The sequence below is a fragment of the Hydrogenophaga sp. Root209 genome (genome assembly GCF_001428625.1).
In the GTDB taxonomy this organism is placed as follows: Bacteria; Pseudomonadota; Gammaproteobacteria; order Burkholderiales; family Burkholderiaceae_C; genus Hydrogenophaga.
Map to the genome: position 1 here is coordinate 233,645 of NZ_LMIE01000032.1, position 24,917 is coordinate 258,561.

Genomic DNA, 24,917 nt, shown 5'->3' on the forward strand with positions numbered 1-24,917 from the left:
CTTGAACCAGCCCAAGCTCAACAAACCATTGAGGAGTCACCCTTGAACCCACCGTTCACCCCGTCGATCTGCCTGGCTCCGGCCAGCATCTCCGATGTCGCGCCGATCGGGCGCGGCACTCTCGCCGACCTGATGCGCATGCTGGGCAACGACGCACTGGGCAACCCCGGCTCGGAGCCGACCGCAGCCCACACGGCTGTGGGACTGCGCCGGGTGTTGGCGGGCGACCACCTCATCCACATGGGCGCGCCGAGCGATGCGCTGTACTTCGTGAGCAGCGGCACCTTCAAGATCTTCCGCACCGACGAAGACGGCTACGAACAGGTGCTGGCTTTCGCCGGGCGCCGCGAAGTGCTGGCCTTCGATTCGCTGTGCATGGAGACCCACCCCACCGCCGCCAGCGCGCTGGAGGATTCCACCGTCTACGTGATCCGCAAGACCGACCTGCCCGCCCTGAGCCGCGCCGCGCCCGCCTTCGAGCGCGAGTTGCAGCGTGCTGGCAGCCGGGCGCTCACCCGCACCAACGAGCTGGTGGACGTGATGGCGGCCGTGGCGGCCGAGGTGCGGCTCGCTCGCTTCCTGTTGCAGCTCTCGCGCCAGATGGCCGCCAGCGGTCAGTCACCGCGGCGCTTTCACCTGCGCATGGGCCGCCGCGACATCGCCAGCATGCTGGGTGTGGCGCACGAGACCGTGAGCCGTTCGTTCACAGCGCTGGCCATGAACTGCCTCATTCACGTGAGTGACCGCGACGTGGAGATCCTCGACATGGACGGTCTCAAGGCCTATGCACGCAGCACCCGCCGTTCGATGGACGACCTCGGCATGGTCGCCACACGCCGCCAGACCAGCCGGCGCTCCGTCCCCCGCCAACCCGCGGGCATGCGCGCCGTGGCCGCATGACACAGGAGCCGCCATGCAGCTCACCATGCCTTCCTTCATCGAGTCGCGCATCGGGCAGCTGTCACGCCCGCTGGCGCTGCAGTGGCCGGGCGGGCAAGCGGGTGCGGCAGACGCACCGGTGCGCCTGAGGGTCAACGACACCGAGCACCTCCGTTGCCTGGCCAGCGGGAACATCGGCACCCTGGCCGATGCCTACGTGCGTGGCGACCTGGAGATCGAGGGCGACCTGCGCGAGGTGATGGAGATCGCTGCCGAACTCGTGGGCGACCCGGTGGCACAGGGCCAGGCCACGCTGGGCACGCAGCTGCTGCAGCACCTGCGCTCGCGCTGGCTGCACCGACCGCACAAGGACGCCGAGCAGGTGCGCTTTCACTACGACCTGTGCGACGACTTCTTTGCGCTCTGGCTCGACCCGCTGCGGGTGTACTCGTGCGCCTACTTCGAGCGCCCCGACATGACGCTGGCGCAAGCCCAGGAGGCCAAGCTCGAGCACATCTGCCGCAAGCTGCAACTGCAGCCAGGTCAGACGTTTCTGGACATCGGCGCGGGCTGGGGTGGTCTGCTGTTCTGGGCTGCCGAGCACCATGGCGTGCAAGCCATGGGCATCACGCTCTCGCATGACCAGCACGCCCATGTGAACCGCCTGATCGACGAAAAGGGACTGCGCGACCGGGTGACCATGCGCCTGCTCGACTACCGCGACCTGCCGCCCACCGCGCGCTTCGACCGCATTGCCTCGGTCGGCATGTTCGAGCACGTGGGCAGCGCCCGACTCGATGGGTATTTCACGCGGTTGCAGCACCTGATCAAACCCGGTGGCCTGCTGCTCAATCACGGCATCACCGCCGGCGGCACGGACAACCACCAGCTTGGCGGCGGCATGGGCGAATTCATTGACAAGTACATCTTTCCGGGCGGCGAACTGGTGCACGTATCGCGCGTGGCGCGCAGTCTGAGCGCCAGCGGCCTGGAACTGCTGGACGCCGAGAACCTGCGACCGCACTATGCGCGCACGTTGTGGGCCTGGTCAGCCGCGCTGGAGAGCCAGCTCGATCGCGCGCGCGCACTCACCAGCGAAGCCACGGTGCGCGCCTACCGGCTCTACCTCGCCGGCTGCGCGGTGGCCTTCGAGCGTGGCTGGATATCGATCCACCAACTTCTGGCGTCGCGGCCGACCGGACTGGTGCGCGACACGCCGCTGCGCGGTGCGCAGTCGGACTACCCGTTCAATCGACGGCACATGTACGCGGCCGAACCAGCATGAAGCACCCAAGGAGAGACCTTCCATGAAAACCGATGCACAACTCAAGAAAGACGTCGAAGCCGAACTCGAGTGGGAACCCGCGGTGGAAGCTGCCCACATCGGTGTGGCGGTGAAGGACGGTGTGGTCACGCTCACCGGCCACCTGGAGACTTTCGCCGAGAAATACGTGGCCGAGCGCGCCGTGCGGCGCGTCGCCGGCGTGCGGGCGATTGCCGAAGAAATCGACGTGAAGCTGGCCCGGGGCCATGTGCGCAGCGACTCCGACATCGCACAAGCCATCGAAGGTGCGTTTTCCTGGCACACGCTCATCCCGAGCGACCGCATCCAGGTCAAGGTGGAGCACGGCTGGGTCACGCTCACGGGCGAGGTGAACTGGGACTACCAGCGCCGTGTGGCCGAGCAGACAGTGCGCCCCCTCACCGGCGTGCGCGGCGTCACCAACAGCATCACGCTCAAGACCACTTCCACGCCCTCGAACATCACCGAGCGCATCGAGCAGGCGCTCAGCCGCCAGGCCGAGCGCGAGGCCAAGGCCATCGAGGTCACGGTCAACGGCACCACGGCCACGCTGCGCGGCCACGTGCATTCATGGGCCGAGCGCAACGCGGCGCAGGGCGCGGCTTTTTCGGCGCCGGGCATCACCACGGTGCTCAACGAACTGCGGGTGGGCAACTGACATGGGTCGGATCGCACCCGACCTGCCGTCCGGGCGGATCGCGCTGGCCGAGGCGCCGCGCCAGACCCGGGCCCGGTCAACTTCGGAGGAAGCCATGTTCGATCACATTGGATTCGGCGTCACCGACCTTCCGGCCAGCAAGGCCTTCTTCCTGCGCTCGCTGGCGCCCCTGGGCGTCGCGGTCGTGATGGAAGGGCCTTATGGTGTGGGCCTGGGACGCCACAACAAGCCCACGCTCTGGCTGTCACCCGGCGGCTGGCAACCTGCGCCGCTGCATCTCGCCTTCACCGCCGAAACCCGGCAGGAGGTGGACGCCTTTCACGCGGCCGCCCTGACCGCGGGCGGCCGGGACAACGGCCCGCCCGGTCTGCGCCCGCACTACCACGCCAACTACTACGGCGCCTTCGTCATCGGCCCGGACGGCCACAACATCGAGGCCGTCTGCCACAGGCCGCCGCCTTGATCCCGCGGTACCGGCAAGGCCTGGCGCCGGGCCGCCTCACACCTGCCACCCGGTGCGCGCCACCACAAACGCCGTGATCCTCTTCATCGCCCGCGCTGCTTCGGGCAGGAAGGCGGCAAGCTGGAAAGCGTGCGGCACGCCGGGCCACAGCTCCACTTCCACCTCCACCCCGACGGCGCAGGCCTTGTCGGCCACGCGCAGGGCTTCGTCGCGCAGCAGTTCGGTGCTGCCGGCCTGCATGAACAGCGGCGGGAAACCGGTGAAGTCGGCGAAGAACGGTGACACATCGGGGTGGCGGTACAGCTCGGGGCTGGGCACATAGCCTTCGCGCAGCGCCAGCAGCCGGGGCAGGCTGATCACCGCATCTAGGCGGTGGTTGTCGGTGATGCTGGGGCTGGCCAGGGTGCAGTCCACCGCGGGTGAGAGCAGCACCGCGCAGGCCGGCAGCGGCTCGCCGTTGCGCAGGCTGCGGTTGAGCGTGACCAGACTCAGCGTGCCGCCAGCCGAGTCCCCCACAAAAACAGTGTTGCCGGGCCGACACCCGTGTGCAAGCGCCCAGCGCCAGGCACGTTCGCAGTCGTCGGGCGCGGCCGGAAACGGGTGCTCGGGTGCGAGCCGGTAGTCGGGCACCAGGGCGCTGGCGCGCAACTGGCGGCACAGGCGTGCGGCAAACGCCGTCTGGGCGTGCGGGAATCGAAACGCAAACGATCCACCGTGCAGGTAGAACAGCGTGCGCCCGGCCAGGCTCTGCGGCACGCTCACCCAGTGGGCGGGCACGCCGTCGCAGTCCACCGCCTCGCGGCGCACCGAGCGGTGCAGCGGAAAGCAGCGCGCGTCCATGCGTTCGTAGCGCTCGCGCAGCGCGGCGAAGTCGGCGTCGGGGTTCAGGGTGCTGCCCGAGGCCAGGCGCAGCACAAGGTTCAGGGCGCGGCTGCGCCAGCTGCCCGGGCCTTCGATGGTCAACACCCGGGGTGAGGCATCACCGCTGCTCATGGCGCCTCCTCCGCTCGGCCAGCCAGCCGGTGGCGCCACTCCAGCACGCAGGCGCCCAGGCCAGCGGCCATGGTGAGCGTCACCAGCAGCGGTCCCAGCAAGGGCACCGCACCCGCCACCAGCAGCGCGATCACGGCCAGTGCCATCCAGCCAAACGGCACGGTCTGGCCGGTGGGCTGGCCCGCCGAAGCGCTGGACGCCAGCCAGCGCGCGGCGAACAACGCGCCGATCAACCAGCCCAACAGCAACAGCGGTGGATACAGGGCCATGACCACCAGAGCCAACGGAATGCCCAGCAGCGTGAAGAACAGCAACAAGGCCAGCACCGGCAGGGCCACCAGAAGAGCGGCGCCCACACCCAGGGCGTGCCACGGCGTGGTCTCGATCCGGTGCGCGGCCTGGCCGGCAAAGCGCGAGAAGACGAACAGGATGACGCCGGCCAGGACCAGCACGCCGAGCAGGCCCATCGACAGGGGCACCAGGAGCCACCATCCGGCCATGCCTGGCCACCCGTCGTCGTGCATGGGGTGTCGCCCGCCGCGGCCCGGGCCACGGTCAAACAACCGATCGACACGCTCGATCGGGCCGGACACCGAGGCGGCCGGGTCCTGCGTGAACGTGGCCGAAGCATGGCGCAGGCCGCCGCCAACACGGGCCTGCGGTCCGAGTTCCAGCGTCTCGACCGACGCCTCAACGCTGCCGCCCACCGGCCCGTTGAGCACCAGACGCCGGGCCCGCACGGTCAGCGAACCATCCACCCGGCCGTCCACCAGCACGTCGCCACCGGCGAGCTCGGCGCGGCCCGCCACCTGGGCACCGTTGGTGAGCTTGAGGTTGCCGGCGGCGGCCATCACGTCACCGCCGACCGAACTCTCGACCACCACGTCACCCCCGGCGGTGCGCAGATCGTCTCCCACCGGGGCTCGCACATCGACCGTGCCACCGAACAACAAGGCGTCCCCCGCCACCGGCTGGTCCACCACCACGCGCCCCCCCATCGCCGTGAAGTCGCCCTTCACCGCGGTCTCGGTCCGCACCGACGAACCCGCCACCTGCTCGTTGCGCTCGATCGGCAGCGGCTGGCAGAACGCACCAGGCAACCACAGACCCAGCAGCAGGAGCAGCGCGGTTCTCATGTCGTTTCAGGCGAGCGCCCGATCCTGCGTGGGGGGCAGCGAGACCGAGACCGAGCGCACCCGCTTGAGCTCGAGCAGGAAATGGCGGAACGCCGGGTCGCGCCTGCATTGCCCCAACGCCCGTTCCGTCATGGCCAGCCGCGCCAGCGCCCGGTGTCCGCACAGATCCTCCAGATCATCCAGTGCCTTGGCCTGGCCGGAGCCAGCGCAGGTGCAGAAGACCGCCACGTTGGCCAGCGCACCATGGTGGCGCTGCAGCCAGGTGCGCAGGGGACTGGCCACGTTCCAGCACCACACCGGCGTGCCCACGATCACGAGGTCGTAGTCGGCCGGGCGGCGGTGCATGCGCTCGATGGCCGGGCGCAGCCCCAGGACCGCCTCCGCCGCCGAGCGCAGATACCCGATCACACCCTGGCGTTTGTGGCGGTACTCGATGCGCTCGAGATCGGCGTGGCAGCGCGCCGCAATCTGCTGCGCCAAAAACTCGGTGTGACCGTTGCGGGAGTAATAGACCACGAGGATGCGTTTCACGGATCGCCTCACTTCACCAGCAGCACCGGCACAGGCGACTGGTGCACCACGTTCAGTGCCACCGAGCCCAGGAACAGGCTTCCCACCGCACCCATGCCGCGCGTGCCCATCGCGATCAGGTGTGCACCGGTCTCACGCGCCAGTTCCACAATCTCCGCGGCCACCGGCCCGCTCGTGCCATGCCGGGCGCCGAGCGTGAGGCCGTTGGCGCGCAGCAGTTGCGCCGCATCTTCCAGCACGCGCTCCTGCTGCAGGCGTCTGGCTTCGTCGACCTGCTGCAGCGCCGGGGCCGGGATGTCGCCGTAGTACACCGGGTTGCTCACGTTCACCAGCACCACCTCCAGGTCGCCGGGCTCGCGCGGCAGCCTGGCCACCGCCTCGATGGCGCGGTTGGCGTGTTCCGAACCGTCGATCGCGATCAACACCTTGTACATGTCCGACTCCTTGATGTCAGGGCTGTTCGCGGCACGGGCCCTCGTCGCTGTGCGCAGCAAAGCCCTCAGTCTGCAAGGCGCTGCGGCCAGCGCGCTTGAGCGTGCTCAATGACCGGGCAGCTTGGCCCTCACAAGGGGACGATCTGGGCCAGCACCGCGCCGCGCGCAATGCGCTCGCCCGCGGCCACCAGGATGGACTCGATCACGCCTGCGTGAGGCGCAGCAATGTCCACCGTCTGGTGCACCAGTCTGGCCTGTGCCAGCAATTCGCCCGCGTGCACCACGTCGCCCTCGCTCACCAGCCAGCGCTCAAGTCGCGCCTGATCACCGGCTTCCAGGGTCAGCCATAGATGAGGATCCAGCGTCACGTCGTGCATGTCGGCTCTCCTGTGCAGGTGCCATCTTGTCGCGCCACTGCCTGCACGTGCATTGATCGAACTCAACAGTGCGCGCACCCACCGGTACTAGATTGGGTGCCTTCGCGTTGAAAGGACTCGTCATGAAGAAACAATGGATTCTGGTCGCCAATGGGTCCCTGGCCCGTATCTTCAGCCGCACCAGCGCGAGCGATCCGATGGTGGCGCTGGAGACCATCGACTTCCCCGAAGGTCGCCTCAAAGGCAGTGAGCTCGAACGCGACCGCCAGGGCCATGAACGCAGCGACAACAGCAGCGCCGCCACGCACTTCGAACCGCACACGAGCACGCGCAAGAAGGTGCTGCACCAGTTCGCGCACGAGCTTGCCGAACGGCTGGAAGAAGGCCTCGTGGATCGTGAGTACGAGACGTTCTGGCTGACCGCCTCCAACCCGTTCCTGGGCGAACTCAAGGCCGCCCTGAGCCCGCCCGTGAGCGCGCGGCTTCAGTGGACGCACGACGCCGACTTCACCGGCCTGGATGTGGGAACCCTTGAGAGCCGCCTGCGCGAACTGCGCGTGCCTGCGCGGTGAACTCGTGGGGAACGCGCTGGCGGGCAACTTGACGGGCGCTTGAGGAAAGTCAATGCACCGCGCGCACAGCGGCGTAAGGTCGAGTTGTCTCAGCAAACCCCGGGAGCACCCCATGAAACATCCGTTCCCATCCCTCTGGCTGGCACTGGGCTTGGTCGCGCTGGCGGGCAGCGCGCTGGCGCAACCACGCAACGCGGCCACCGACCCCGGCAAGCGAGAGTTCGACGCCAACTGCGCGAGTTGCCACGGCACCAGCGGCAAGGGCAATGGTGCGCTCGTGCCGTTCCTGACCAGGAGCCCACCCGACCTCACGTTGCTGGCGAAGAACAACGGTGGCGTGCTGCCCATGAACCGGCTCTACGACGTGATTGATGGCGCGGAGGTGCCGGTGCACGGCTCGCGCGACATGCCGGTGTGGGGACGTGACTACCGCATCAAGGACGCGGAGTACTTCATGGAGGCGCCCTACAACGCCGAGGCGCATGTGCGTGCGCGCATCCTGGGCCTGCTGGAGTACATCAACCGCATCCAGACCCGGTGAGCGGTCTGCGCTGGCGGCTGCCCGCCCTGGCGTTGCTGGCCTGCGCGCTGGCCGCATCTGCCACCGAACCCGGGGGCACGGCTGCGCCGCTGCCCGGTGGCTTCGTGCCCAACCACCGCGCAATCGTCGAGCTGGCCGGGCCGGCGGTGGTCGGTGTCGAGGTGGTCGGCATGCGCACGCCCTCGGCCTCGACCTGGGCACCCGGTGACGAAACCCTGGTGCTGCCGTTCAAGGGCAAGCTGCCGTTTCACGGGCAGGGATCGGGCTTCTTCATCAGCAGCGACGGCCTGCTGCTCACCAGCGCCCACGTGATTCAAGGCGCCCGCCGCATCACGGTGCGCCTGAGCGACAGACGCCAGTTCCGTGCGGAAGTGGTGGGCAGCGACCCCACGACCGATGTGGCGGTGTTGCGCGTGAAGGCCACTGGCCTGCCGGTGGTGCGCCTGGGCCGGGCCGACCTGCTGCAGGTGGGCGATCCGGTGGTGGTGATCGGCTCTCCCTTCGGGCTGGAGCAAAGCGTCTCGCAAGGCATCGTCAGTGCCAAGGGCCGCGCGCTGCCGGGCTACGCCGCGGTGCCCCACATCCAGACCGATGCATCCGTCAACCCGGGCCACTCGGGCGGACCGCTGCTGGATGCAAGCGCCTCGGTGGTCGGCATCAACGCGCAGATCTACAGCCTGTCTGGCGGCTACGAAGGGCTGTCGTTCGCGGTGCCGATCGACGTGGCGCTGCGCGTCAAGGACCAGATCGTCGCCCACGGCCGCATGCGGCACGGCTACCTGGGCGTGAGCATCCAGAACCTGGACCTAACGCTGGCCAACGCCTTTGGCCTGGAGCGACCCCATGGCGCACTGGTGGCCGGCGTGGACGTGGGCAGCGCTGCCGAGAAAGGCGGCCTGCGCGTGGGCGATATCGTCACCGCCTTCAACGGTGCACCGCTCGGCCACGCGGGTGAACTCACCAGCCACCTGGGCGTGGCGTCTCCAGGCGAGCGGGTTCGTCTCGGGGTGTGGCGGGCGAGAAAGGCACAGGAGGTGGTCGTGCAGTTGGACCAGGCCATGGAGCTCGATGGTGCAGAGGAGGCACCCACCGCCACGGACCGGCACGAACCGCAATGGCGCCTGCGCCCTCTGACGGCGCAGGAGAGCAGCCTGATGGGTGTGGTGGGCGGATTGTGGGTGGAAGAAGTGAGCGCGCTCACCGCACAGGCCGGTCTGCTGGCGGGCGACGCGCTGCTGGCGATCAACCTCACGCCGGTGCAATCCCTGGAGGATGTGCGCCGACTGCTGCACGAGCGCCCATTGAGCGCGGCCCTGCTGATCGACCGGGACGGTCAACGCCTGTACCTTCCGCTGGAACTCGACTGAGTCTGGCGGGCGTGTCAGGCCACCCTGTGCGCCCAGGCCAGCAGGCCGAAGCCCGCGTTGTAGACGGCGTGCACCCCAACGGCGGGCCACACGCTGTGCAATTGCTCGCGCAGGTGACCCAGTACCAGTGAGGGAACCGCCACCGCCAAGGCCCACGCCGTGGGCTGCGCGACCAGATGCAAGGCAACAAAGGCCAGCGTGACCAGCGCATTGGCCCAGGTGATGGGGCCGATGCGCGCCGGCTCGCCGCGCCAGGTGGTCATGCGCAGCGCTTCGCCTTGCAGAAGACCCCGGAAGACCCACTCTTCCAGGCAGGGCTGCACCAGCACCAGCGAACACCAGGCCCAGACACCCTGGGGCACGCGCATGCCGGGCGGTGCCCAGACGAAGAGCACCAGCCAGACCGGCAGCGCCGCCAGCAGCGCCAGCAACAGGTGCGGATCGGTCCAGCCCGGGCGTTGGAGGCGCATCACATCACCCGGCACAGAAAAGGGCACCACCCGGCCACGGGTGGCACGTAGACACGGCCGTTGTGGATGGCGGTGGCGCTGGCTCCACCGATCACGCCCTTGATGGCCATGAGGGAGGGTGCTGCCGCCGTGCTCCAGTCGATCTTGACGACGCCCGCATCACCGTAGGCCACGTAGAACAGCAGGCGCGGCGTGGTCAATGTGTAGACCGAGCCGGCGCCGTTGCTCAGCAGCTGGTTGGCGGGGAAGAGCTGCGGTGTCATGTAGAGCGCACCGCCGTCGACGTCTTCATACCCCGCGAGCTTCTGCAGCTTGAAGTAGCCAGCCGCCGCAGGACGGCATTCGGCCACACCGCCCTGCTTGGCGCTGAGCTTGGTCACGTCGGTCACCGCCAGGCAGGCGTCGGGCGCCTGGCCCACCGGCACCACCGCCGGACGCTCCAGCGTGGCGGGGCGGATCAGGTCGTCCATGCGGTAGGCCACGAGGCCGAAGCTGTCGTAGCTGAAATAGGCCATGTCGCCGACCACGTGCACGTCCACGCTCTTGCCGTCGGCCGAGCCGAAGGCGTTGTCGTCATCGGCCTTGAGCGGCTCGAAGGTCTTGATCAGGTGCTTGGCCACGTCGAGGTCCTGCGCCCGGCCGGTGGCGAGGAAGTCCGTCATGTCGACCACCGAGATGCCGTAGGAGCCCGCGGCCACCACCGCATAGGTGCGCTGGGTGGCGCCGTTCTTCCACAGCTTGACGGAGGCGGCGCGACCCAGTGGCGGCTTGCCGCTGGTGCCTTCGGAGTCACCGATGTTGGCCACCACGTGGGCGCCGGTGCTCGGGTCGGCCGTGGTGTCGTACACGGTCAGTCCGTTGTCACCGTCGGCCACGATGGCGTACTTGCCCCAGAAGGTCACGCCATACGCGTGGTCCTGCCCGGTGATCTTCACGGCGCCCACGTTGCCGCTCTCGGTGTTGTGCTCGAAGATGCCACCCTTGGCGTTGAGCAGCGCGGGCGAACCCATCTGCGCCGAGCCACCCGTGACGGCCGAGACGTTCACGCGGCGCATGCCCAGGCTCTGGCTCATCACGTAGGCCTGCGTCGGGTCCGCACCGAAGGCCACCTTGAACGCGTGCGGCGTGGGCAACACGGTGTCGCCCGTGGGGTACTCGCTCTGCAGCGTGTTGGCCACCAGGTGCAGGTCGTCGATGGGGTTGAGGCCATCGGCGATGCGCCAGACGCTCATGCCGTGCGGGCCGTCGCCCAGGTAGAGGTGGTTGCCCGACACGGTCACACCCTCGGCGTGGCCGATGGCGATGGGCTGGGTGGCAGAGCCGTCCTCGGCCGCGCCCACCTCGTTGGTGCTCACCAGATTCACCGGCACGGCAAAGCGGCTGGCCACCGCCACACCGGCGCCTTTGAGGTCGATGATGTCGACGAAGCTCACACCACCGGCGCCCGAGGACTCGACCACGTCCACCTGGCCCGCGGCCCGGGTGTTGCCGGCGACCATGAACAGCGAACCGCCATGGCCGTTGATCTCACCCGTGACCAGCATCACCGGCGCGCTGTAGTTGCCGCTGACCGCGGTGAGGAACTTGGGCATGGACTCGTCGCCGACCGGCACGGGTGTCATGTCGTAGGACTTCACGAACTCGTAGTCAGGCCAGTAGACCCGTGCGTCGCTGTCGTTGTTGTAGGTCCCGTTGCGCCACTGGGCGCCCGGGGCTTCCGCGCCCTTGACCACCACCAGACCGGCGAAGTGGTCGGTGTAGTACGCGTGGAATTTTGTGCCGTCATCGGGGTCGGGCACGACACGCACGTTCATCACGCCCGCCTCCTTGAGCATGCCGGAGCCGAAGTGCGACAGGATGCCCTTCTTGTCCACATTCACAGGCGGCTCGTCAGGGCCGTGGGCGGGTGCCGCGGGCACGTAGCCGGCATAGGTGGGTGCGGCAACCGTGGTCACGTCCACCGCCACCAGGCCGCCCAGCGAGTAGGCCACGTACGCCATGGTCTTGCCGCCGGGCAGGTCCACCAGATCCAGGCTGCGGGCGTTGTAGTAGTACTTGCCGTAGCGGTCGAACTCGGCCCAGGGGTAGGCGCCCAGGCTGTTCTTGTCGCCGAGTTCGGCAGCGGCCTGCTCGTGAGTGGGCATGCCGTCGGCGTCGATGAACGCCGGGTTGGCCAGCAAGGCGGTGTTGCAGGCCGGCTTGCGGTTGGGGAAGCCGAACCAGTCCTCCTGCGCGCTGTTGGCGCAGTCGGTGTAGAGGTTGTAAGCGCCCTGGCGCGAGAGGTTGGCCGGGTCGAAGATGCCCACGCCCAGGAAGCCCAGCGCGGCGTACAGGCGTCCGCCGTGCTGCTTGAGGCTCAGCGGCCCGCCCCAGGGGTTCTCGCCGGCGTACTTCATCGTCCAGGCTTGCGCGCCGTCGATCGCGAGCACACCATCGGAACCGGCACCAAGCAGGTTGGAGAGTTTCGTTTTCTGGATACCGAAGGCCCCGTTGGCGACGAACAACTCGTCGTCGGTCGTCTCGGGCGTGCCACTTTCATCCACCAGCAAATCGGCCACCTGCCCGATCTGCGGCGTCACCGCAGCTGCCTCGGTGAAGATGGTGCCGCCGCCGTCGGAGTAGGTGTATTCGGGCGACAGGTGGTTCACGCTCATGGTGCGCACATGGCTCATGGCAGCGGGGTTGGTGATGTTCACCACACCGATGCCTTTGCTGCCCATGGAGAGCAAGGCGTAGTTCTGACCGCCATAGCCCTTGACCACGGTGATGTGCTGGATGTAGCCCGGCATGGAGATCTCGGTCACCGCGCCCTTGCTCATGCCGATGGGCGTGGCCGCGAAACGGTTGGCCATCGTGTAGAGCGTCCAGTCGGCCGTGCCGTCGTTGTAGAGCTCCACGTCCTGTGTGCCCCCTCCGACCTGCGCGGCCAGGGTGTCGATGTTGGCTTCGATGATGGTGGTGGGCGTGGCGAGCGCGCCGTCGGTGGCGTCACCACCACCGCCGCCGCCGCAGCCGGCTGTCACGAGCGCAGCGGTGCACACCGCCGTCAGGCTTGCGGTCCACAGGGGACGGCGCGCCAGTGATTGAAGAGGTCTGAAGGTCATGAAGAATTCCTTTGGAGTGGAAAAAATCGCGGGAAAAAAAGAAACCAACCTGGAAACGTCTCAGCGGCCCCGGATCGACCGGGTGCGCACGCGGCGCAAACCGAGGCCGAACAAGGCGAACAGGGCGAGCACAGGCAGCGCGGGATCGATCGGGCGCTGGCCAGTGGCGGCCGTGCAGCCACCGCCCTCGTCCACCGGTGCGGGCGTGGGCGGTGCAGGTGGATCGGCCACGATGGCCACCTCACCACTGGCGTACTCGGCCACGGTCTTGCTGCTGATGGCGTCGGCCTGGTTCCACACGCCGTAGAAGCGCGTGCCATCGGGGCGGGTGACGATCTGCGCCTCGAAGGCCGACTCGTCGTCCTGGAACAGCGAGCCCTTGGCGGTGGAATAGCGCACGGGTGTGGCAAAGCTTTGGCCCGCGTCGCTGCTCTGCGTGATGTACACGCCGAGGTCGTCGCCGCCCTCGGGATCGCTCAGGGGCACGTTCTCCTGCGTGCCCCAGGCGAGGTACACCACGTCGGTGTTCTGGCACTGGGTCTTGTCGGTGGTGAGCGGATCGGCGGGGTTGCCGCTGGGGCAGGTGCCGGGGTTGCTCTTGGGCGTGCCGAAGATGCGCGGCTCGCGCACGTTGATGTGCGTGTCGGCGATGCGTGTCACGTTGGACGGCAGGCTCCAGGCGCCCGTGTCCACGTTGAACTGGCGGATCCAGAAGTTGTAGTTGTCCATCTGCGCGTCGAGCAGCGCCAGATCGCGGGTGTAGGAATAGCCCACCCACAGGTCGCGACCGCGCAGCACGCCGCGATGAGCCAGTGCGTTCTCGGTGTTGTTGCGTTCGGTGTCGTCAGCGAGTCCGTTGTCGGCGGCGGTGGCCACCGTGCTGCGGCTGCTGATGTTGGTGGCGCGGGCGCTGGTGAGCCCCACGGCCTCAACGTAGACCGAGGTGGCGCACGCAGCATCCACCACGGGCTGCATGTTCGCGGGCTTGACCGACACGGTGGTGGCATCGGGGCCGATGGCCCGGCGCAGCACGATGTCGGACGAGCCGCCCTTGTCGGCCAGGCCCTCCTTCCAGAACACGGCGAGTTGCACGCCGCCGGCGCCCGCATCGGCCGGGCTCTGGGTCAGGAAACGCACGCGCCGCGCGTTGCGCAACGGATCGGAGATCACGCAACCCTTGGGATCGTTGGAAGCGGCATCGCCCCCGATGGGCGTGGGCTTGTTGAAGGTGAAGCTGTGGTAACGGATGAACTTGCCGCTGGACGCTCCACCCGCGGCCTTGGTTTCCTCGTAGGCCACCAGCGCCTGGTTGCCGAGCATGCCGATGTTGGCGCGCGAGGCCCCAGCGTCGCCCGATTCGATCGTGGTCGGGCTCACCTCGGTGGCGTTGCCCTCGAACACCGCGTTGGTGTCGGTGGTCACGTCGATGCCGTCGCGCAGGTGGTTGTCGGTCAGCCGCACCGGTGTGGCCAGCACGAAGTCGTTGCTGGACACTGGTGGCACAGCCGAGTTGTCGCTCAGGTCGACCGTGGCCGACGTGTACCAGATGTCCGTGCCCATGGAGACGTTGGCACCGGACGCACCGTCGCCGGGCCCATCGGCCTCGCCCAGCTTCAGCCCCACCGGGTCTTCCTGCCAGGAGAAATTGATCTGGCCTTTGCGCGTGTCGCTGTTGAAGCCGCCGTTGCTCGCGTCCTGGATGGCATCGCGCACGCCGGTGCTCAACTGCACGGCGGGCTTCCAGCTCGTGCCGTTGTTGGTGGACCAGGCCACCCACATGCACGAGAACGGGATGACGCGGCCGCCATCGCGCTCCATGTAACGCACGCCGCGCTGCACCGCAGGCTGCAAGCCAGCGGTGGCCAGATCGCCGTCGGGGCAGTGTTTGCTGACCCAGGTGATCACCATCACCGGGCCGCTGGTCTTGATGTTGGCCTTGTCGATGTCACCCGGGTAGCTGGCCGGCTCCCCCAGGGTGCCGCGCCAGTCGAACACGCCGCTGCTCATCTGCAGCGCCGAGCCTGACAGATTGACCGGGGCCGACCAGTCGGCCTGGCTGTCACACGATTTCGTGGCATCGGGCTTGCAAGTCTTCACGAACACGTCGCGCGCCAGGCGCTCGGCGTTGGCCTTGACGTCGTACACCACGCCCGCGCCGTCCGGGTTGTCGCCATAAACCACCACCAATGTGCCGTCGCCCGCGCGCTGGATCTTGGGCTTGTCACCCGAAGTGCCATCGCTGAGCGCAAATGGGGGGTTGATCGTGATTTGCGTGGCGGCAAGCACCACACCCGCGGCGATGCCTGCACCCAACACACCGATCTTCCTGCTTGTGGAAAACATGTCTGCACCCTCGTGTAAATGGCTGTAAAAGACCTGCCATTCAGTTTCAATTTGGGAGGGGCATGCCCGATTGAGCAAGCTCAAGCGGCCTGCAAGTTCCCCGGCCGAGGCAACGCGGGCACCACACCGGTTCAAGCCTGCGATGCCCTGCATTGAGTCCACTCAATGGCCAGCGCGCCGTGCATCCAGACACTGCAGTGCGAGGTTCGGGCGGCGCACGCCACCGAATCCGAACTTGCACAAACCCGACTTCAACCTTTGAGGACCTACCCATGAACAAGCCTTTGCCACTGTCTTTCGCCGCTGTCGCCCTCGCCGTTTCTCTGGCAGCACCCGCCTGGTCCGCCGGCGGTGCCGGCGCCGGGGGTGGCGCGGGTGGTGCTGGCCCGGGGGCTGGATCGGGCGCCAAGTCCGCCCAGCAGGACCGGCTCTACAACCAGACGCAGCTCAAGACCCAGGAGCAACAGCTGCTGCGCACGCGCGATCAACTCAAAACGCAGGACCGCCTGCTCAGCGCCACGCGTGATCAGATCAAGACCCAGGACCGTCTGCTCACGCAGACCCGCGACCAGCTCAAGACCCAGGACCAGACCCGCGACCGTGAACAGCTGCAGACGCAGGAACAGCTGCATCTGCAATCGCTCGACCAGTTGAAGCTGCAGGAACAGGCGCAGCTGAAAACGCGCGACCAGCTCAAGACTCAGGAAGAACTGCACCTGCGCCAGAGGGACGAGCTGAAGGCCCGTTGAGGGCTTTGCTGGCCCACGCGACAGGCGCCGGCGGTGGGCCTCACAATGGCCGATGCTCCTCATTCAACGATTGGCCCGCACCAAGGCTGCCCTGACTTCCTGCCGCTGGTCCGCAGCTCTGCTGCTGGCCAGCACCCTGGTTGCTCACCCCGCGTGGGCGCTGACCCCGTCACCCGACGCCTTGCGCACGCAGTTCAACACCTTGCGCGAGAAGGGCACGGGCCAGCTGGCCGGTCGATCCATCTACCTGCGCTCCACCGAGTCGGCCGACCGCATGCAGGGCGAGGTGCACGCCCTGATCGACGAACCTTTTGACCGGGTGCGCCAGGAGCTGACCCAGGCCGATCGCTGGTGCGACGTGCTGATCCTGCACCTCAACGTGAAGTACTGCCGCAGCATGCGCAACGCCGCCGGTGAAGAGCTGGTGTCGGGCGTGGGGCGCAAGTTCGACCAGCCCCTGTCGGAGGTGTATTGGGTGCGGTTCGGTTTCAAGGTGGCAGCCGATCGCAGCGACCACCTGCTGGTGGAACTGCGCGCGCCCAGCGGCCCGCTGGCCACGCGCGACTACCGCATCGTGGTGGAAGCCGTGCCCCACGCCGGTGGACAGTCGCTGGTGCGCATGACCTACTCGTACGGTTTCGGCACGGCCGCCCGCTGGGCCATGAAGACGTATCTCGCGACCCTGGGGCGCGGCAAGTCGGGCTTCAGCGTGGTGGGCCGATCGGACGATGGCCAGCCGATCCGCGTGGATGGTGTGCGTGGCGTGGTCGAGCGCAACACCTTGCGCTACTACCTCGCGCTGCAGTCGCACCTGCAGTCACATGACGCACCGGGCACCGCCCAGCTGCAGCAGAGCCTGGAGGGCTGGTTCAACGCCACCGAACGCTACGCCGAGCAGTTGCACGAGATCGAGCGCGCCGACTATGTGGCCATGAAGCTCAAGGAAGTGCAGCGCCAGGAGACGGTGGCGCCACCACCACCTGGCTGAAACCCAGGTGGTGCATCAGCTCGCGCAGGATGAGCAGGGTTGCAGCCGCCTCCTTGCCAGCCGGCAGGCCCCGTAGCGCAGACGGATCGCCCAGCGCGCCCGAGGCCAGGCGCTGGAACAAGCCCTCCACCACCTCGCGTGTGAGCACCGCCCCGGCCGGCCCTTCGGCCTGAGCCAGAGCGCGCACGAGCGGGTGGTCTGCCACCAGCGTGGAGCGCCCTGCCGTCCAGGCCACGGCGCGCATCAGTTCGTCTTCCACATGATCGATCGCCCGCTCCAGTTCGAGCGGCGTGGGCAGGTCACCGCGAAAGAAGCGCTGCGCCGTGCTGGCGCTGCCCACGTCGAGCGCGAGCGACCTCCCCTGGTCCTCATCCCCATCGCGCTCCAGCCAGGTGGCCGTGGCGCCCAGGCGCAGGAACACGCGCTCGCCGCTCACTGCGCCACCTCGCCAAACACGAAGGCGTCCATCGACAGCACGCCGTGCGTGATGCCGCCGTCGATCACCCGCGCCGGCACCGACTCGCCCGCGGCACCGGCGGCCACCAGCAGCGGCAGGAAGTGCTCGGTGGTGGGGTGGGCGCGCTTCGCGTGGGGAGCGATCTCCAGCGTGCGCTGCAGGCGCGCACCATCGCCCTGCTGCACGGCTTCGCGCACCCAGGCCACGAATTCGGTGGCATAGGCCTCTTCATGGCCGTGCCCGGCGCGGAACTCGTAGAGGTTGTGCGTGAGGCTGCCCGAGCCGACGATGAGCACGCCTTCATCGGCCAGCGGCGCCAGCGCCCGGCCGAGTGCCCAGGCACCCGCGGCGTCCAGCGTGGCGGGCAGCGACACCTGGAACACCGGCACATCCGCCTCGGGGTACAGATAGAGCAGCGGCACCCAGGCGCCGTGGTCCAGGCCACGGTGCTCGTCGCCGTGGGCACTCCAGCCGGCTTGCTGCAACACGTCCAGCGCGCGGCGGGCCAACTCGGGGTGACCGTTGGCCGGGTAGCCGATCTCGTACAGCGGCTGCGGAAAACCGCCGAAGTCGTGGATGGTGGCGGGCTTTTGCGAGAGGCCCACACGCGCACCCTGCGTCATCCAGTGCGGGGAGACGATCAGCACGGCCCGGGGCCGGGGCAAGGCGCGGCCCAGCGCGCTGAGTTGCGGCCCGGCCAGGCCGGGCTCCAGCGCGAAGGTGGGCGCGCCGTGGGACACGAAAACGGTGGGCAAGCGGGTCATGCGTTTCTCCTGCGGCGCCGGGCGCCGTGCGGTCAATGAATCTCAGTCGGCGCGGCGGGCCAGCGTGGCGTCCACCGAGGCGTTGCCCGCGCCGCTGATGAGCAGCGAAACGGCGGCGGCGAGCAAGGCCAGCGCGAACTCGTAGCCGTTGTTGGCCATGAAGAGGCCCTTGTCCAGGTGCACGGTGGCAATCGCCACCAGCATCGTCACGGCGAGCACGGCGGCGGCCGGGCGCACCAGCAGACCCAGCAGCAAGGCCAGGCCACCGAAGAACTCGGCGGAGCCGGCCAGCAGCGCCATGAGGTAGCCCGGGCTCAGGCCCAGCGAGTCCATGAACTGGCCCGTGCCTTCCAGGCCGTAGCCGCCAAAGGCACCAAACAGTTTCTGTGCGCCGTGCGCCACAAAGACGATGCCGATGGGGATGCGCAGGGCCAGCGGTGCCCAGCCGGCGCTGGTGCTCAGCAGGCGTTGCAAGGGAGAGGCGGTGGTGATGTTGTTCATGGTGAATTTCTGAAAAGGGGTTGAGGGGTGAATCGATGACTGGACTGTAGAAGTTCCACACAGGAAGATAAACATGCTCCAATGAGACTGACTGTTCCGATAACTGACACAAATGGACCGAGATGGACCGATTTGAAGAAATGCGGGTGTTTGCGGCGGTGGTGGACGCGGGCAGCTTCGTGGGCGCGTCCGACGCGCTGCCCATGTCCAAGGCAGCGGTGTCGCGCCACGTGGCCGAGCTCGAAGCGCGCCTGGGTGTGCGGCTGCTGCACCGGACCACGCGCAAGCTCTCGCTCACGGCCGAAGGCGAGGTGTTTCACGCGCGCTGCAAGGACGTGCTCTCCACCGTGGATGAGGCCGAGGCCGAAATCACCTCGCGCAGCGGCGAGGCCAGTGGCCTGCTGCGCATCAACGCACCGTTCACCTTCGGTCTGTTGCACCTGGCGCCGCTGTGGGTGGAGTTCATGGCGATGCACCCCAAGGTCACGCTGGACGTGACCCTGGCCGACCGCATGGTCGATCTGGTGGACGAAGGTTTTGATCTCGCGGTGCGCATCGCCCGCCTGCCCGACTCCACGCTCATCAGCCGCCAGCTCACCACCACCCGCCTGGTGCTGTGCGCCTCGCCCACCTACCTGCGCCAGCACGGCACGCCGCAGCACCCGTCGGAGCTGGCGCACCACGCCGTGGCCGCCTACAGCCTGTTTTCGATGGGGGAGAACTGGGTCTTCACCGGACCCGACGGCCCGGTGGCGGTGAAGGTGTCACCGCGCCTGCGCAGCAACAACGGCGACACCTGCCGCATGGCCGCGCTGCGCCATCTGGGCATCGTGCTGCAGCCCTCGTTTCTGGTGGGGCCCGACCTGCGGGCCGGCACCTTGGTCGAGGTGCTGCCCACATTCCATTCGCTGGAACTCGGCGTGTACGCGGTCTATCCCTCGCGCAAATTCGTCGCGCCCAAGGTGCGCCTGCTGATCGACTTTCTGGCCGAGGCCTTCAAGATGCAGGCCTGGCCGGTGACACCGCCAACCACCTGAATCAGCGCACCTTGCCCAGCGCTCGCAACACCTTCTGCGGCGTGATCGGTTGCGAGAACACATGGGCATCGAAAGGCGCGATGGCGTCGTTGATGGCATTCATCACCGCCGCCGGCGCGCCCGCCGTGCCAGCCTCGCCCGCACCCTTGGCGCCCAGCTTCGAGGTGGCGGTGGGCGTCTGGATGTGGGCCACCTCGATGTCGGGCATCTCGGCCGACATGGGCACGAGGTAGTCGGCCATGCTGGCGTTGATCATCAAACCGCTCTCGTCGTAGAGGCACTCTTCCAGCAGCGCGCCGCCGATGCCCTGCACGATGGCACCACGCATCTGTTCGTCCACCAGCATGGGGTTGAGCACGCGGCCGCAGTCCTCCACCGCCCAGTGCTTAAGCAGCTTCACGAAGCCGGTGTCGGTGTCCACCTCCACATAGGACGCCTGCACACCGTTGGTGAAGATGAACGGGAAGTCGCGCTGCGCGTAGTGCCGCGTGACCATGAGCTCGGGGGTGAACTCGGCGGGCAGTGTGTCGGAGCGGAAGTAGGCGATGCGGCCCAGCTCGGCCAGCGGCAGCAGCGCTTCGCCGGTGGCGGCGTCAACGATGCGGTCGCGGCGCACCACCAGGGTGGCGCCGTCGCGCTTGAGGATGACGGCGGCCACCTTCACGATGTTTTCGCGCAGGGCCTGGCCGGCCAGCAGCACGGCTTCGCCGCCGATGCCCGCGCCGCGCGATGCCCAGGTGCCGCCGCCATAGGGTGTGGCGTCGGTGTCGCCGGTGACCACACGCACCTTGGCGATGTCCACGCCCACCGCGTCGGCCGCGATCTGCTGGTAGATGCCTTCGGTGCCCTGGCCCTGTTCGCCCACGCCGATGAGCACGGTGATGTGGCCTTCGGGGTCCAGCCGCACGGTGGCGCCGTCCTGCGAGGCGATGCGCGCGCCGCCCACGCCGTAGAACGCGGCGCTGGGGTTGGTGAGCTCGATCACGGTGGCAAAGCCGATGCCGCGAAAAATGCCCTGCTCGCGCATCGCGGCCTGCTCGGCGCGCAGCGCGTCGTAGTTCATCAGCTCGCGCAGCTTCTTCAGGCTGGCCTGGTGCGAGAGGATTTCCAGCTTGATGCCCGAGGCCCCGGCGGTGGGGTAGGCGTCGTCGGGGATCACGTTGAGTTCGCGGATGCGCAGCGGGTCCATGCCGATCTTCTGCGCCGCCAGGTCCACCAACGCTTCGGTCACGGCGCAGGCGATGGGATGGCCCACACCGCGGTATTGGCAGGTCGGCGTCTTGTTCTGGAACACCACGTCGAGCTTCGCGCGGTAGTGCTTGTGCTTGTAGGGGCCGCCCACCAGGTTGACCACCTGGTTGCCTTCGATGGCGCTGGTGCGCGGGAACATGGAGTACGGGCCGATGCCGGTGAGGTCGTCCATGTCGAAGCCGAGGATCTCGCCGTCGCGGTTGACCGCGATGCGCGCCTTGATGTGGTGGTGGCGCGCATGGATGTCGCTGGTGAAGCTCTCCAGTCGGTCGGCCACGAACTTGACCGGGCGACCCAGCAGGATGGACATCGCCACGGTGGCGAAGTCATCCGGGTAGGCGTGCACCTTGATGCCGAAGGAACCGCCCACGTCCTTGCAGACCACGCGGATGGCGCTGGCCGGCAGGTCGAACTGCCGGCCGTAGAGGTCCTGCATCATGTGCGGCGCCTGGCACGAGTGGTGCACGGTGAGGCGCCGGTCGGCCGGGCTCCAGTGCGCGATCTGCGCGCGCGGCTCCAACGTCACGCCGGTGTGGCGGCCGAATTCGAATTCGATGTCGGCCACCACGTCGGCCTTGGCAAAGGTCTCGTCGACCTGGCCCACGTCCAGCGTGCGGGTGAAGCACAGGTTGTCGCCCAGTTCGGGGTGGATCAGCGGCGTGGCCGGGTCCAGCGCGGTGAGCATGTCGGTGGCGGCGGGCAGTTCTTCCCAGTCCACCTCGATGTAGGCCAGCGCGTCCTCGGCCTCGGCGCGCGTTTCGGCCACCACGGCCACCACCGGCTCCCCCTGCCAGCAGGCGCGATCCAGGGCCAGCGCGTACTGTGGTGCCGACTTCATGCCCGCCAGGTGACCCAGCGTGGCCACCCAGGGCTTGCAGACCTTGGCGATGTCCTGCCCGTCGGCCACCAGCAGCACGCCGGGCATGGCGCGGGCGAACTCGGCGTTGACCGACTTGATGCGCATGTGCGCCACGGGGCTGCGCCAATAGACCACATGGGCCATGCGGGGCAGCTCGATGTCGTCCAGGTACTGGCCCAGGCCCTGCGTCAGCCGCTCGATGCCACCGCGCGGCACCGAGGCACCGATGTAGCGCTGGTCGTCGTTGACCGGGGTCAGCGGCCGGCTGTGGTCCACGCCGGGTTCGAGGTTGACGGTATCGCGCTTCATGCGGTGGCCTCCTTGCGTTGTTGCAGCACGTCGCAGATCGCATCCACGATGGCCTGGTAGCCGGTGCAGCGGCAGTAGTTGCCCGAGATCCACTCACGCACCTCGGCGCGGTTGGCACCCGGCATCTGCTCCACCAGCTCCTTGGCCGCCATCAACATGCCCGAGGTGCAGAAGCCGCACTGCAGCGCGTTGCGCCGCACAAAGGCGTCCTGCAGATCGCGGATCACGCCGGACTGGCTCACGCCTTCGATGGTCTGCACGTGCCCACCGTCGGCCTGCACGGCCAGGGTGAGGCAGCCGCGCACAATCTGGCCGTTGAGCTCCACGGTGCAGGCGCCGCACACACCGTGTTCGCAGCCGAGGTGGCTGCCCTTGAGGCCGAGGTCTTCCCGCAGGAAGTCCACCAGATGGGTGCGGGGCTGCACGCTGCATTGGTGCGGCTTGCCGTTGACGGTGACTTTGATCGGGTACAGGTCTGCCATGGTGTTCCTTGGGGCTCAGGCGGCAACGGCAACAGGCAGCAGGCGGTGCAGCAGCACGCCGGCCAGATGCCGTTTGGTGTCGGGGGTGTTGGTCAGGTCGGGCAGCGGGTCGATCTCGCTGCGCAGGCTGGCCACGGCCTGGGTCACGGTGGCCAGGTCCAGCGCGCGGCCTTGCAGCAGCGCTTCGGTCTGGCGCGCGCGCAGCGGCGTGGCGTCCACACCGAGCAGCACGATGCGCAGGTCGTGCAGGGCCGCGCCTTCGCGCCGCGCGGTGGCGGCCAGGCCCACAATGGCGTAGTCGCCGTGGCGGCGCGCCAGTTCGCTGAAGCCGAACCAGTGGTCGGCACCGGCCAGCGGGATCTCGCAGGCGGCCAGCAATTCGTCGGGCTGCAGCGCGGTGCTGTAGAGACCAGTGAAGAAATCGTCGGCCGCGATGCGGCGTTCGCCTTTCGGCCCGCGCGCCACCACCGTGCCGCCCAGCGCCAGCAGGCAGGTGGGCCACTCGGCCGCCGGGTCGGCGTAGGCAATGGAGCCGCCCCAGGTGCCGCTGTTGCGGATGGCGCGGTGCGCGATGTGAGGCGCAGCCGCCTTGAGCAACGGGGCGTGGCGTGCCACCAGCGGGCTGAACTCGATGTCGGTGTGCGTGGCCAGCGCGCCGATGCGCAGCACCTGGCCCTGCACGCTGATGCCGCGCAGCGATTCGATGCCGGTGATGTCGATCACCAGCTGCGGTTCGGACAGGCGCATGTTCAGTGTGGCCATCAGCGTCTGGCCACCAGCGAGCAGGCGGGCGTCGTCGCCGTGTTCCTGCAGCAGGGCAATGACCTTGTCGATGGAGGCGGGTTTGACGTAGTCGAAGGCGGCGGCTTTCATGGGGCGGTCCTCAAGCAGTCAACAAGGAAGCGATCCACACGCCGAAGCCGGTGGACAGGGACCCGAGCACGAACCACAGCACGCGAACGCCTTCGCCGCTGGCGACCGGCTGGGGCACCTGGATGGAGCGCGGCACGAAGGTGGGCTGCGACGCAGCGGTGGCACTTTCCGCGGTTTCCGCGGGCGCTGCTTCAACAGCCTCCACCACCGGCACACCGACCATCTGTTCGTTGAACGCGGTGAAGAACTGGTCGGCCATCTGCTTGGAGGCGGCGTCGATCATGCGGCCGCCCACCTGGCCCAGCTTGCCGCCGATGGCGGCTTGCGCGGTGTAGCGCAGGCGTGTGCCACCGGCCTCGTCGGTGAGCTCCACGTTCGAGTGGCCCTTGGCCATGCCGGCCGCGCCGCCCGAACCCTGAAAGCGCAGCACGCAGCCTTCGTTGGCGCGGATGTCTTCCATGCGCACATGGCCCACGAAGCGCGCGCGTACCGGACCGATCTTCACGGCCACGCGGGCGGTGCGTTCGGTCGGGCTGGTGGCTTCCATGGCTTCGCAGCCGGGGATGCAGCGCGTCAGGATCTCCGGGTCGTTGAGCCCGGCCCAGACCTTCTCGCGGGGTGCGCCGATCAGGATGTCTCCAGTCAATTCCATGCCTTGAATCCTCGGGTTTTCACGGGTGTTTTTGTTTACCAGTCGGTTAACAATGGTACGAATCATTGACCGATCGGTAAATAGCGTGCGCATCCAGACAAACCCTGACAAGGCGAACGAAGCCAGAAATGCAGATCCGCAAGCCCCGGCACGCCGGCGCATGGGCGTGGTCGAGCGCGAGCGCCAGATCCTCGATGGCGCGATCCAGTTTTTCTCCGTGCACGGCTTCGGCGGCCAATTGCGCGACCTGGCCAAGAGCATCGGTGTCACACACGCGCTGCTCTACCACTACTTCCCCACCAAGCAGGCGCTGGTCGACCGCGTGTACGTGGAAGTGTTCGAAGGCCGCTGGCGGGACGAGTGGGATGCGCTGCTGGACGATCCCGACAAGTCGGTCGAAGACAAGTTCACGGCCTTCTATCTGGAGTACGTGACGATCACGCTGTCGCGGGAGTTCGTTCGCATCCTGGTGTTCTCGGGTCTGACCGACCACACCATCACCGACCGCTTCTTCGCCATGCTGCGGACCCGGCTGTTTCCGCGCCTGATCCGCGAAACACGCCGCTTCCGTGGCGTGACCAGCCGCGCGAAGCCCAGCGAGCGCGAGATGGAGCTGCTCACGGGCCTGCACGGCGGCTTCTTCTACATCACCATGCGCCGCTGGATTTACGCGCAGGACGTCTACAGCGAAAGCGCCCACGACGGTTACGACGAACAGCTGGTGCGCGACCGCGTGCGCGCCTACCTGCACGCCAGCCGAGATCTGTTTGCCGACACCACCGGGAGCACGCGCAAGCGCCCGTCCCAACGCTGACACACCCATT

26 protein-coding genes are annotated in these 24,917 nt (G+C 68.0%); 11 read left to right on the forward strand and 15 right to left on the reverse strand.

Features of this window, described 5'->3' with window-relative positions; genetic code table 11:
- Window positions 1-42: 42 nt before the first annotated feature.
- From ASE11_RS22345 to ASE11_RS22360, 4 genes are all read left to right on the forward strand, one after another.
- Window positions 43-900, forward strand: coding sequence for a Crp/Fnr family transcriptional regulator (locus ASE11_RS22345; protein ID WP_056277009.1), 858 nt, complete (start codon window positions 43-45; stop codon window positions 898-900).
- A gap of 13 nt (window positions 901-913) precedes the next feature.
- The gene (locus ASE11_RS22350) at window positions 914-2,164 is read left to right on the forward strand and encodes a class I SAM-dependent methyltransferase (protein ID WP_056277013.1); all 1,251 of its coding nucleotides are present in this window, start codon (window positions 914-916) and stop codon (window positions 2,162-2,164) included.
- A 22-nt stretch (window positions 2,165-2,186) separates the two neighbouring features.
- Complete coding sequence (locus tag ASE11_RS22355; RefSeq protein WP_056277016.1) at window positions 2,187-2,840, forward strand: BON domain-containing protein; 654 nt, start codon at window positions 2,187-2,189, stop codon at window positions 2,838-2,840.
- 94 nt (window positions 2,841-2,934) lie between these two features.
- A complete protein-coding gene (locus tag ASE11_RS22360) occupies window positions 2,935-3,303 on the forward strand; it encodes a VOC family protein (protein ID WP_056277352.1) in 369 nt (122 codons plus the stop codon).
- A gap of 36 nt (window positions 3,304-3,339) precedes the next feature.
- Here ASE11_RS22360 and ASE11_RS22365 read toward each other — a convergent pair whose 3' ends face one another.
- From ASE11_RS22365 to ASE11_RS22385, 5 genes are all read right to left on the reverse strand, one after another.
- On the reverse strand, window positions 3,340-4,296 hold the full coding sequence (locus ASE11_RS22365; protein ID WP_056277018.1) for an alpha/beta hydrolase: 957 nt from the start codon (window positions 4,294-4,296) through the stop codon (window positions 3,340-3,342).
- Window positions 4,293-5,432 (reverse strand): polymer-forming cytoskeletal protein, encoded by a 1,140-nt coding sequence (locus ASE11_RS26180; protein WP_056277021.1) that lies wholly within the window; start codon window positions 5,430-5,432, stop codon window positions 4,293-4,295. The genes ASE11_RS22365 and ASE11_RS26180 overlap by 4 nt, the downstream gene beginning before the upstream one ends.
- Window positions 5,433-5,438: 6 nt before the next feature.
- A complete protein-coding gene (locus tag ASE11_RS22375) occupies window positions 5,439-5,963 on the reverse strand; it encodes a flavodoxin family protein (protein ID WP_056277024.1) in 525 nt (174 codons plus the stop codon).
- A gap of 8 nt (window positions 5,964-5,971) precedes the next feature.
- On the reverse strand, window positions 5,972-6,397 hold the full coding sequence (locus ASE11_RS22380; RefSeq protein ID WP_056277027.1) for a universal stress protein: 426 nt from the start codon (window positions 6,395-6,397) through the stop codon (window positions 5,972-5,974).
- Between the two features lie 128 nt (window positions 6,398-6,525).
- Complete coding sequence (locus tag ASE11_RS22385) at window positions 6,526-6,774, reverse strand: lipoyl domain-containing protein (RefSeq protein WP_056277030.1); 249 nt, start codon at window positions 6,772-6,774, stop codon at window positions 6,526-6,528.
- 122 nt (window positions 6,775-6,896) lie between these two features.
- On the opposite strand from ASE11_RS22385, the gene ASE11_RS22390 reads away from it, so the two are divergent.
- The 3 genes from ASE11_RS22390 (at window position 6,897) to ASE11_RS22400 (ending at window position 9,254) form a co-directional block, all read left to right on the forward strand.
- On the forward strand, window positions 6,897-7,346 hold the full coding sequence (locus tag ASE11_RS22390; RefSeq protein WP_056277033.1) for a host attachment protein: 450 nt from the start codon (window positions 6,897-6,899) through the stop codon (window positions 7,344-7,346).
- A gap of 112 nt (window positions 7,347-7,458) precedes the next feature.
- Window positions 7,459-7,887: a c-type cytochrome gene (locus ASE11_RS22395; RefSeq protein ID WP_056277038.1), complete on the forward strand. Its 429-nt coding sequence runs from the start codon at window positions 7,459-7,461 to the stop codon at window positions 7,885-7,887.
- Window positions 7,884-9,254: a trypsin-like peptidase domain-containing protein gene (locus tag ASE11_RS22400; protein ID WP_056277040.1), complete on the forward strand. Its 1,371-nt coding sequence runs from the start codon at window positions 7,884-7,886 to the stop codon at window positions 9,252-9,254. The genes ASE11_RS22395 and ASE11_RS22400 overlap by 4 nt, the downstream gene beginning before the upstream one ends.
- 14 nt (window positions 9,255-9,268) lie before the next feature.
- Here the strand turns inward: ASE11_RS22400 and mrtJ are convergent, their stop codons facing one another.
- The 3 genes from mrtJ to ASE11_RS22415 are packed head-to-tail and all read right to left on the reverse strand — an operon-like array spanning window position 9,269 to window position 15,171.
- Window positions 9,269-9,724 carry a JDVT-CTERM system glutamic-type intramembrane protease MrtJ gene (mrtJ, locus tag ASE11_RS22405; RefSeq protein WP_056277042.1) on the reverse strand — a complete coding sequence of 152 codons (456 nt, stop codon included), beginning with the start codon at window positions 9,722-9,724 and terminating at the stop codon, window positions 9,269-9,271.
- Window positions 9,724-12,828: a hypothetical protein gene (locus ASE11_RS22410; protein WP_056277044.1), complete on the reverse strand. Its 3,105-nt coding sequence runs from the start codon at window positions 12,826-12,828 to the stop codon at window positions 9,724-9,726. The genes mrtJ and ASE11_RS22410 overlap by 1 nt, the downstream gene beginning before the upstream one ends.
- A gap of 60 nt (window positions 12,829-12,888) precedes the next feature.
- Complete coding sequence (locus ASE11_RS22415) at window positions 12,889-15,171, reverse strand: choice-of-anchor O protein (protein WP_056277049.1); 2,283 nt, start codon at window positions 15,169-15,171, stop codon at window positions 12,889-12,891.
- A 272-nt stretch (window positions 15,172-15,443) separates the two neighbouring features.
- On the opposite strand from ASE11_RS22415, the gene ASE11_RS22420 reads away from it, so the two are divergent.
- Together ASE11_RS22420 and ASE11_RS22425 are read left to right on the forward strand one after the other, a co-directional pair.
- Window positions 15,444-15,920 (forward strand): hypothetical protein, encoded by a 477-nt coding sequence (locus ASE11_RS22420; RefSeq protein ID WP_056277050.1) that lies wholly within the window; start codon window positions 15,444-15,446, stop codon window positions 15,918-15,920.
- A 52-nt stretch (window positions 15,921-15,972) separates the two neighbouring features.
- The gene (locus ASE11_RS22425) at window positions 15,973-16,908 is read left to right on the forward strand and encodes a hypothetical protein (protein ID WP_056277054.1); all 936 of its coding nucleotides are present in this window, start codon (window positions 15,973-15,975) and stop codon (window positions 16,906-16,908) included.
- On the opposite strand, the gene ASE11_RS22430 is transcribed toward ASE11_RS22425, so the two are convergent.
- Genes ASE11_RS22430 through ASE11_RS22440 form a run of 3 tightly spaced genes read right to left on the reverse strand, consistent with a single transcriptional unit; the run spans window position 16,859 to window position 18,630 of the window.
- Window positions 16,859-17,344 carry a hypothetical protein gene (locus ASE11_RS22430; protein WP_056277057.1) on the reverse strand — a complete coding sequence of 162 codons (486 nt, stop codon included), beginning with the start codon at window positions 17,342-17,344 and terminating at the stop codon, window positions 16,859-16,861. The genes ASE11_RS22425 and ASE11_RS22430 overlap by 50 nt on opposite strands.
- Window positions 17,341-18,129: a dioxygenase gene (locus tag ASE11_RS22435; protein ID WP_056277060.1), complete on the reverse strand. Its 789-nt coding sequence runs from the start codon at window positions 18,127-18,129 to the stop codon at window positions 17,341-17,343. Before ASE11_RS22435 ends, ASE11_RS22430 begins: the two co-directional genes overlap by 4 nt.
- Before the next feature lie 42 nt (window positions 18,130-18,171).
- Window positions 18,172-18,630, reverse strand: coding sequence for a DoxX family protein (locus ASE11_RS22440; RefSeq protein WP_056277064.1), 459 nt, complete (start codon window positions 18,628-18,630; stop codon window positions 18,172-18,174).
- Window positions 18,631-18,752: 122 nt separating this feature from the next.
- Here ASE11_RS22440 and ASE11_RS22445 point away from each other — a divergent pair, with 122 nt between their 5' ends.
- A complete protein-coding gene (locus tag ASE11_RS22445; protein WP_056277069.1) occupies window positions 18,753-19,667 on the forward strand; it encodes a LysR family transcriptional regulator in 915 nt (304 codons plus the stop codon).
- Between the two features lies 1 nt (window position 19,668).
- Here the strand turns inward: ASE11_RS22445 and ASE11_RS22450 are convergent, their stop codons facing one another.
- From ASE11_RS22450 to ASE11_RS22465, 4 genes are read right to left on the reverse strand one after another with little or no spacing between them, the layout of a single operon-like run.
- Entirely contained in the window at window positions 19,669-22,086 is a 2,418-nt protein-coding gene (locus ASE11_RS22450) for a xanthine dehydrogenase family protein molybdopterin-binding subunit (protein ID WP_056277073.1), read from the reverse strand.
- Entirely contained in the window at window positions 22,083-22,568 is a 486-nt protein-coding gene (locus ASE11_RS22455) for a (2Fe-2S)-binding protein (protein ID WP_056277077.1), read from the reverse strand. Before ASE11_RS22455 ends, ASE11_RS22450 begins: the two co-directional genes overlap by 4 nt.
- A gap of 15 nt (window positions 22,569-22,583) precedes the next feature.
- Window positions 22,584-23,441 carry an FAD binding domain-containing protein gene (locus ASE11_RS22460; protein ID WP_056277080.1) on the reverse strand — a complete coding sequence of 286 codons (858 nt, stop codon included), beginning with the start codon at window positions 23,439-23,441 and terminating at the stop codon, window positions 22,584-22,586.
- A 10-nt stretch (window positions 23,442-23,451) separates the two neighbouring features.
- On the reverse strand, window positions 23,452-24,093 hold the full coding sequence (locus ASE11_RS22465; protein ID WP_056277083.1) for a CoxG family protein: 642 nt from the start codon (window positions 24,091-24,093) through the stop codon (window positions 23,452-23,454).
- A gap of 85 nt (window positions 24,094-24,178) precedes the next feature.
- Here ASE11_RS22465 and ASE11_RS22470 point away from each other — a divergent pair, with 85 nt between their 5' ends.
- Complete coding sequence (locus ASE11_RS22470) at window positions 24,179-24,907, forward strand: TetR/AcrR family transcriptional regulator (protein ID WP_235501415.1); 729 nt, start codon at window positions 24,179-24,181, stop codon at window positions 24,905-24,907.
- Window positions 24,908-24,917 lie beyond the last annotated feature (10 nt).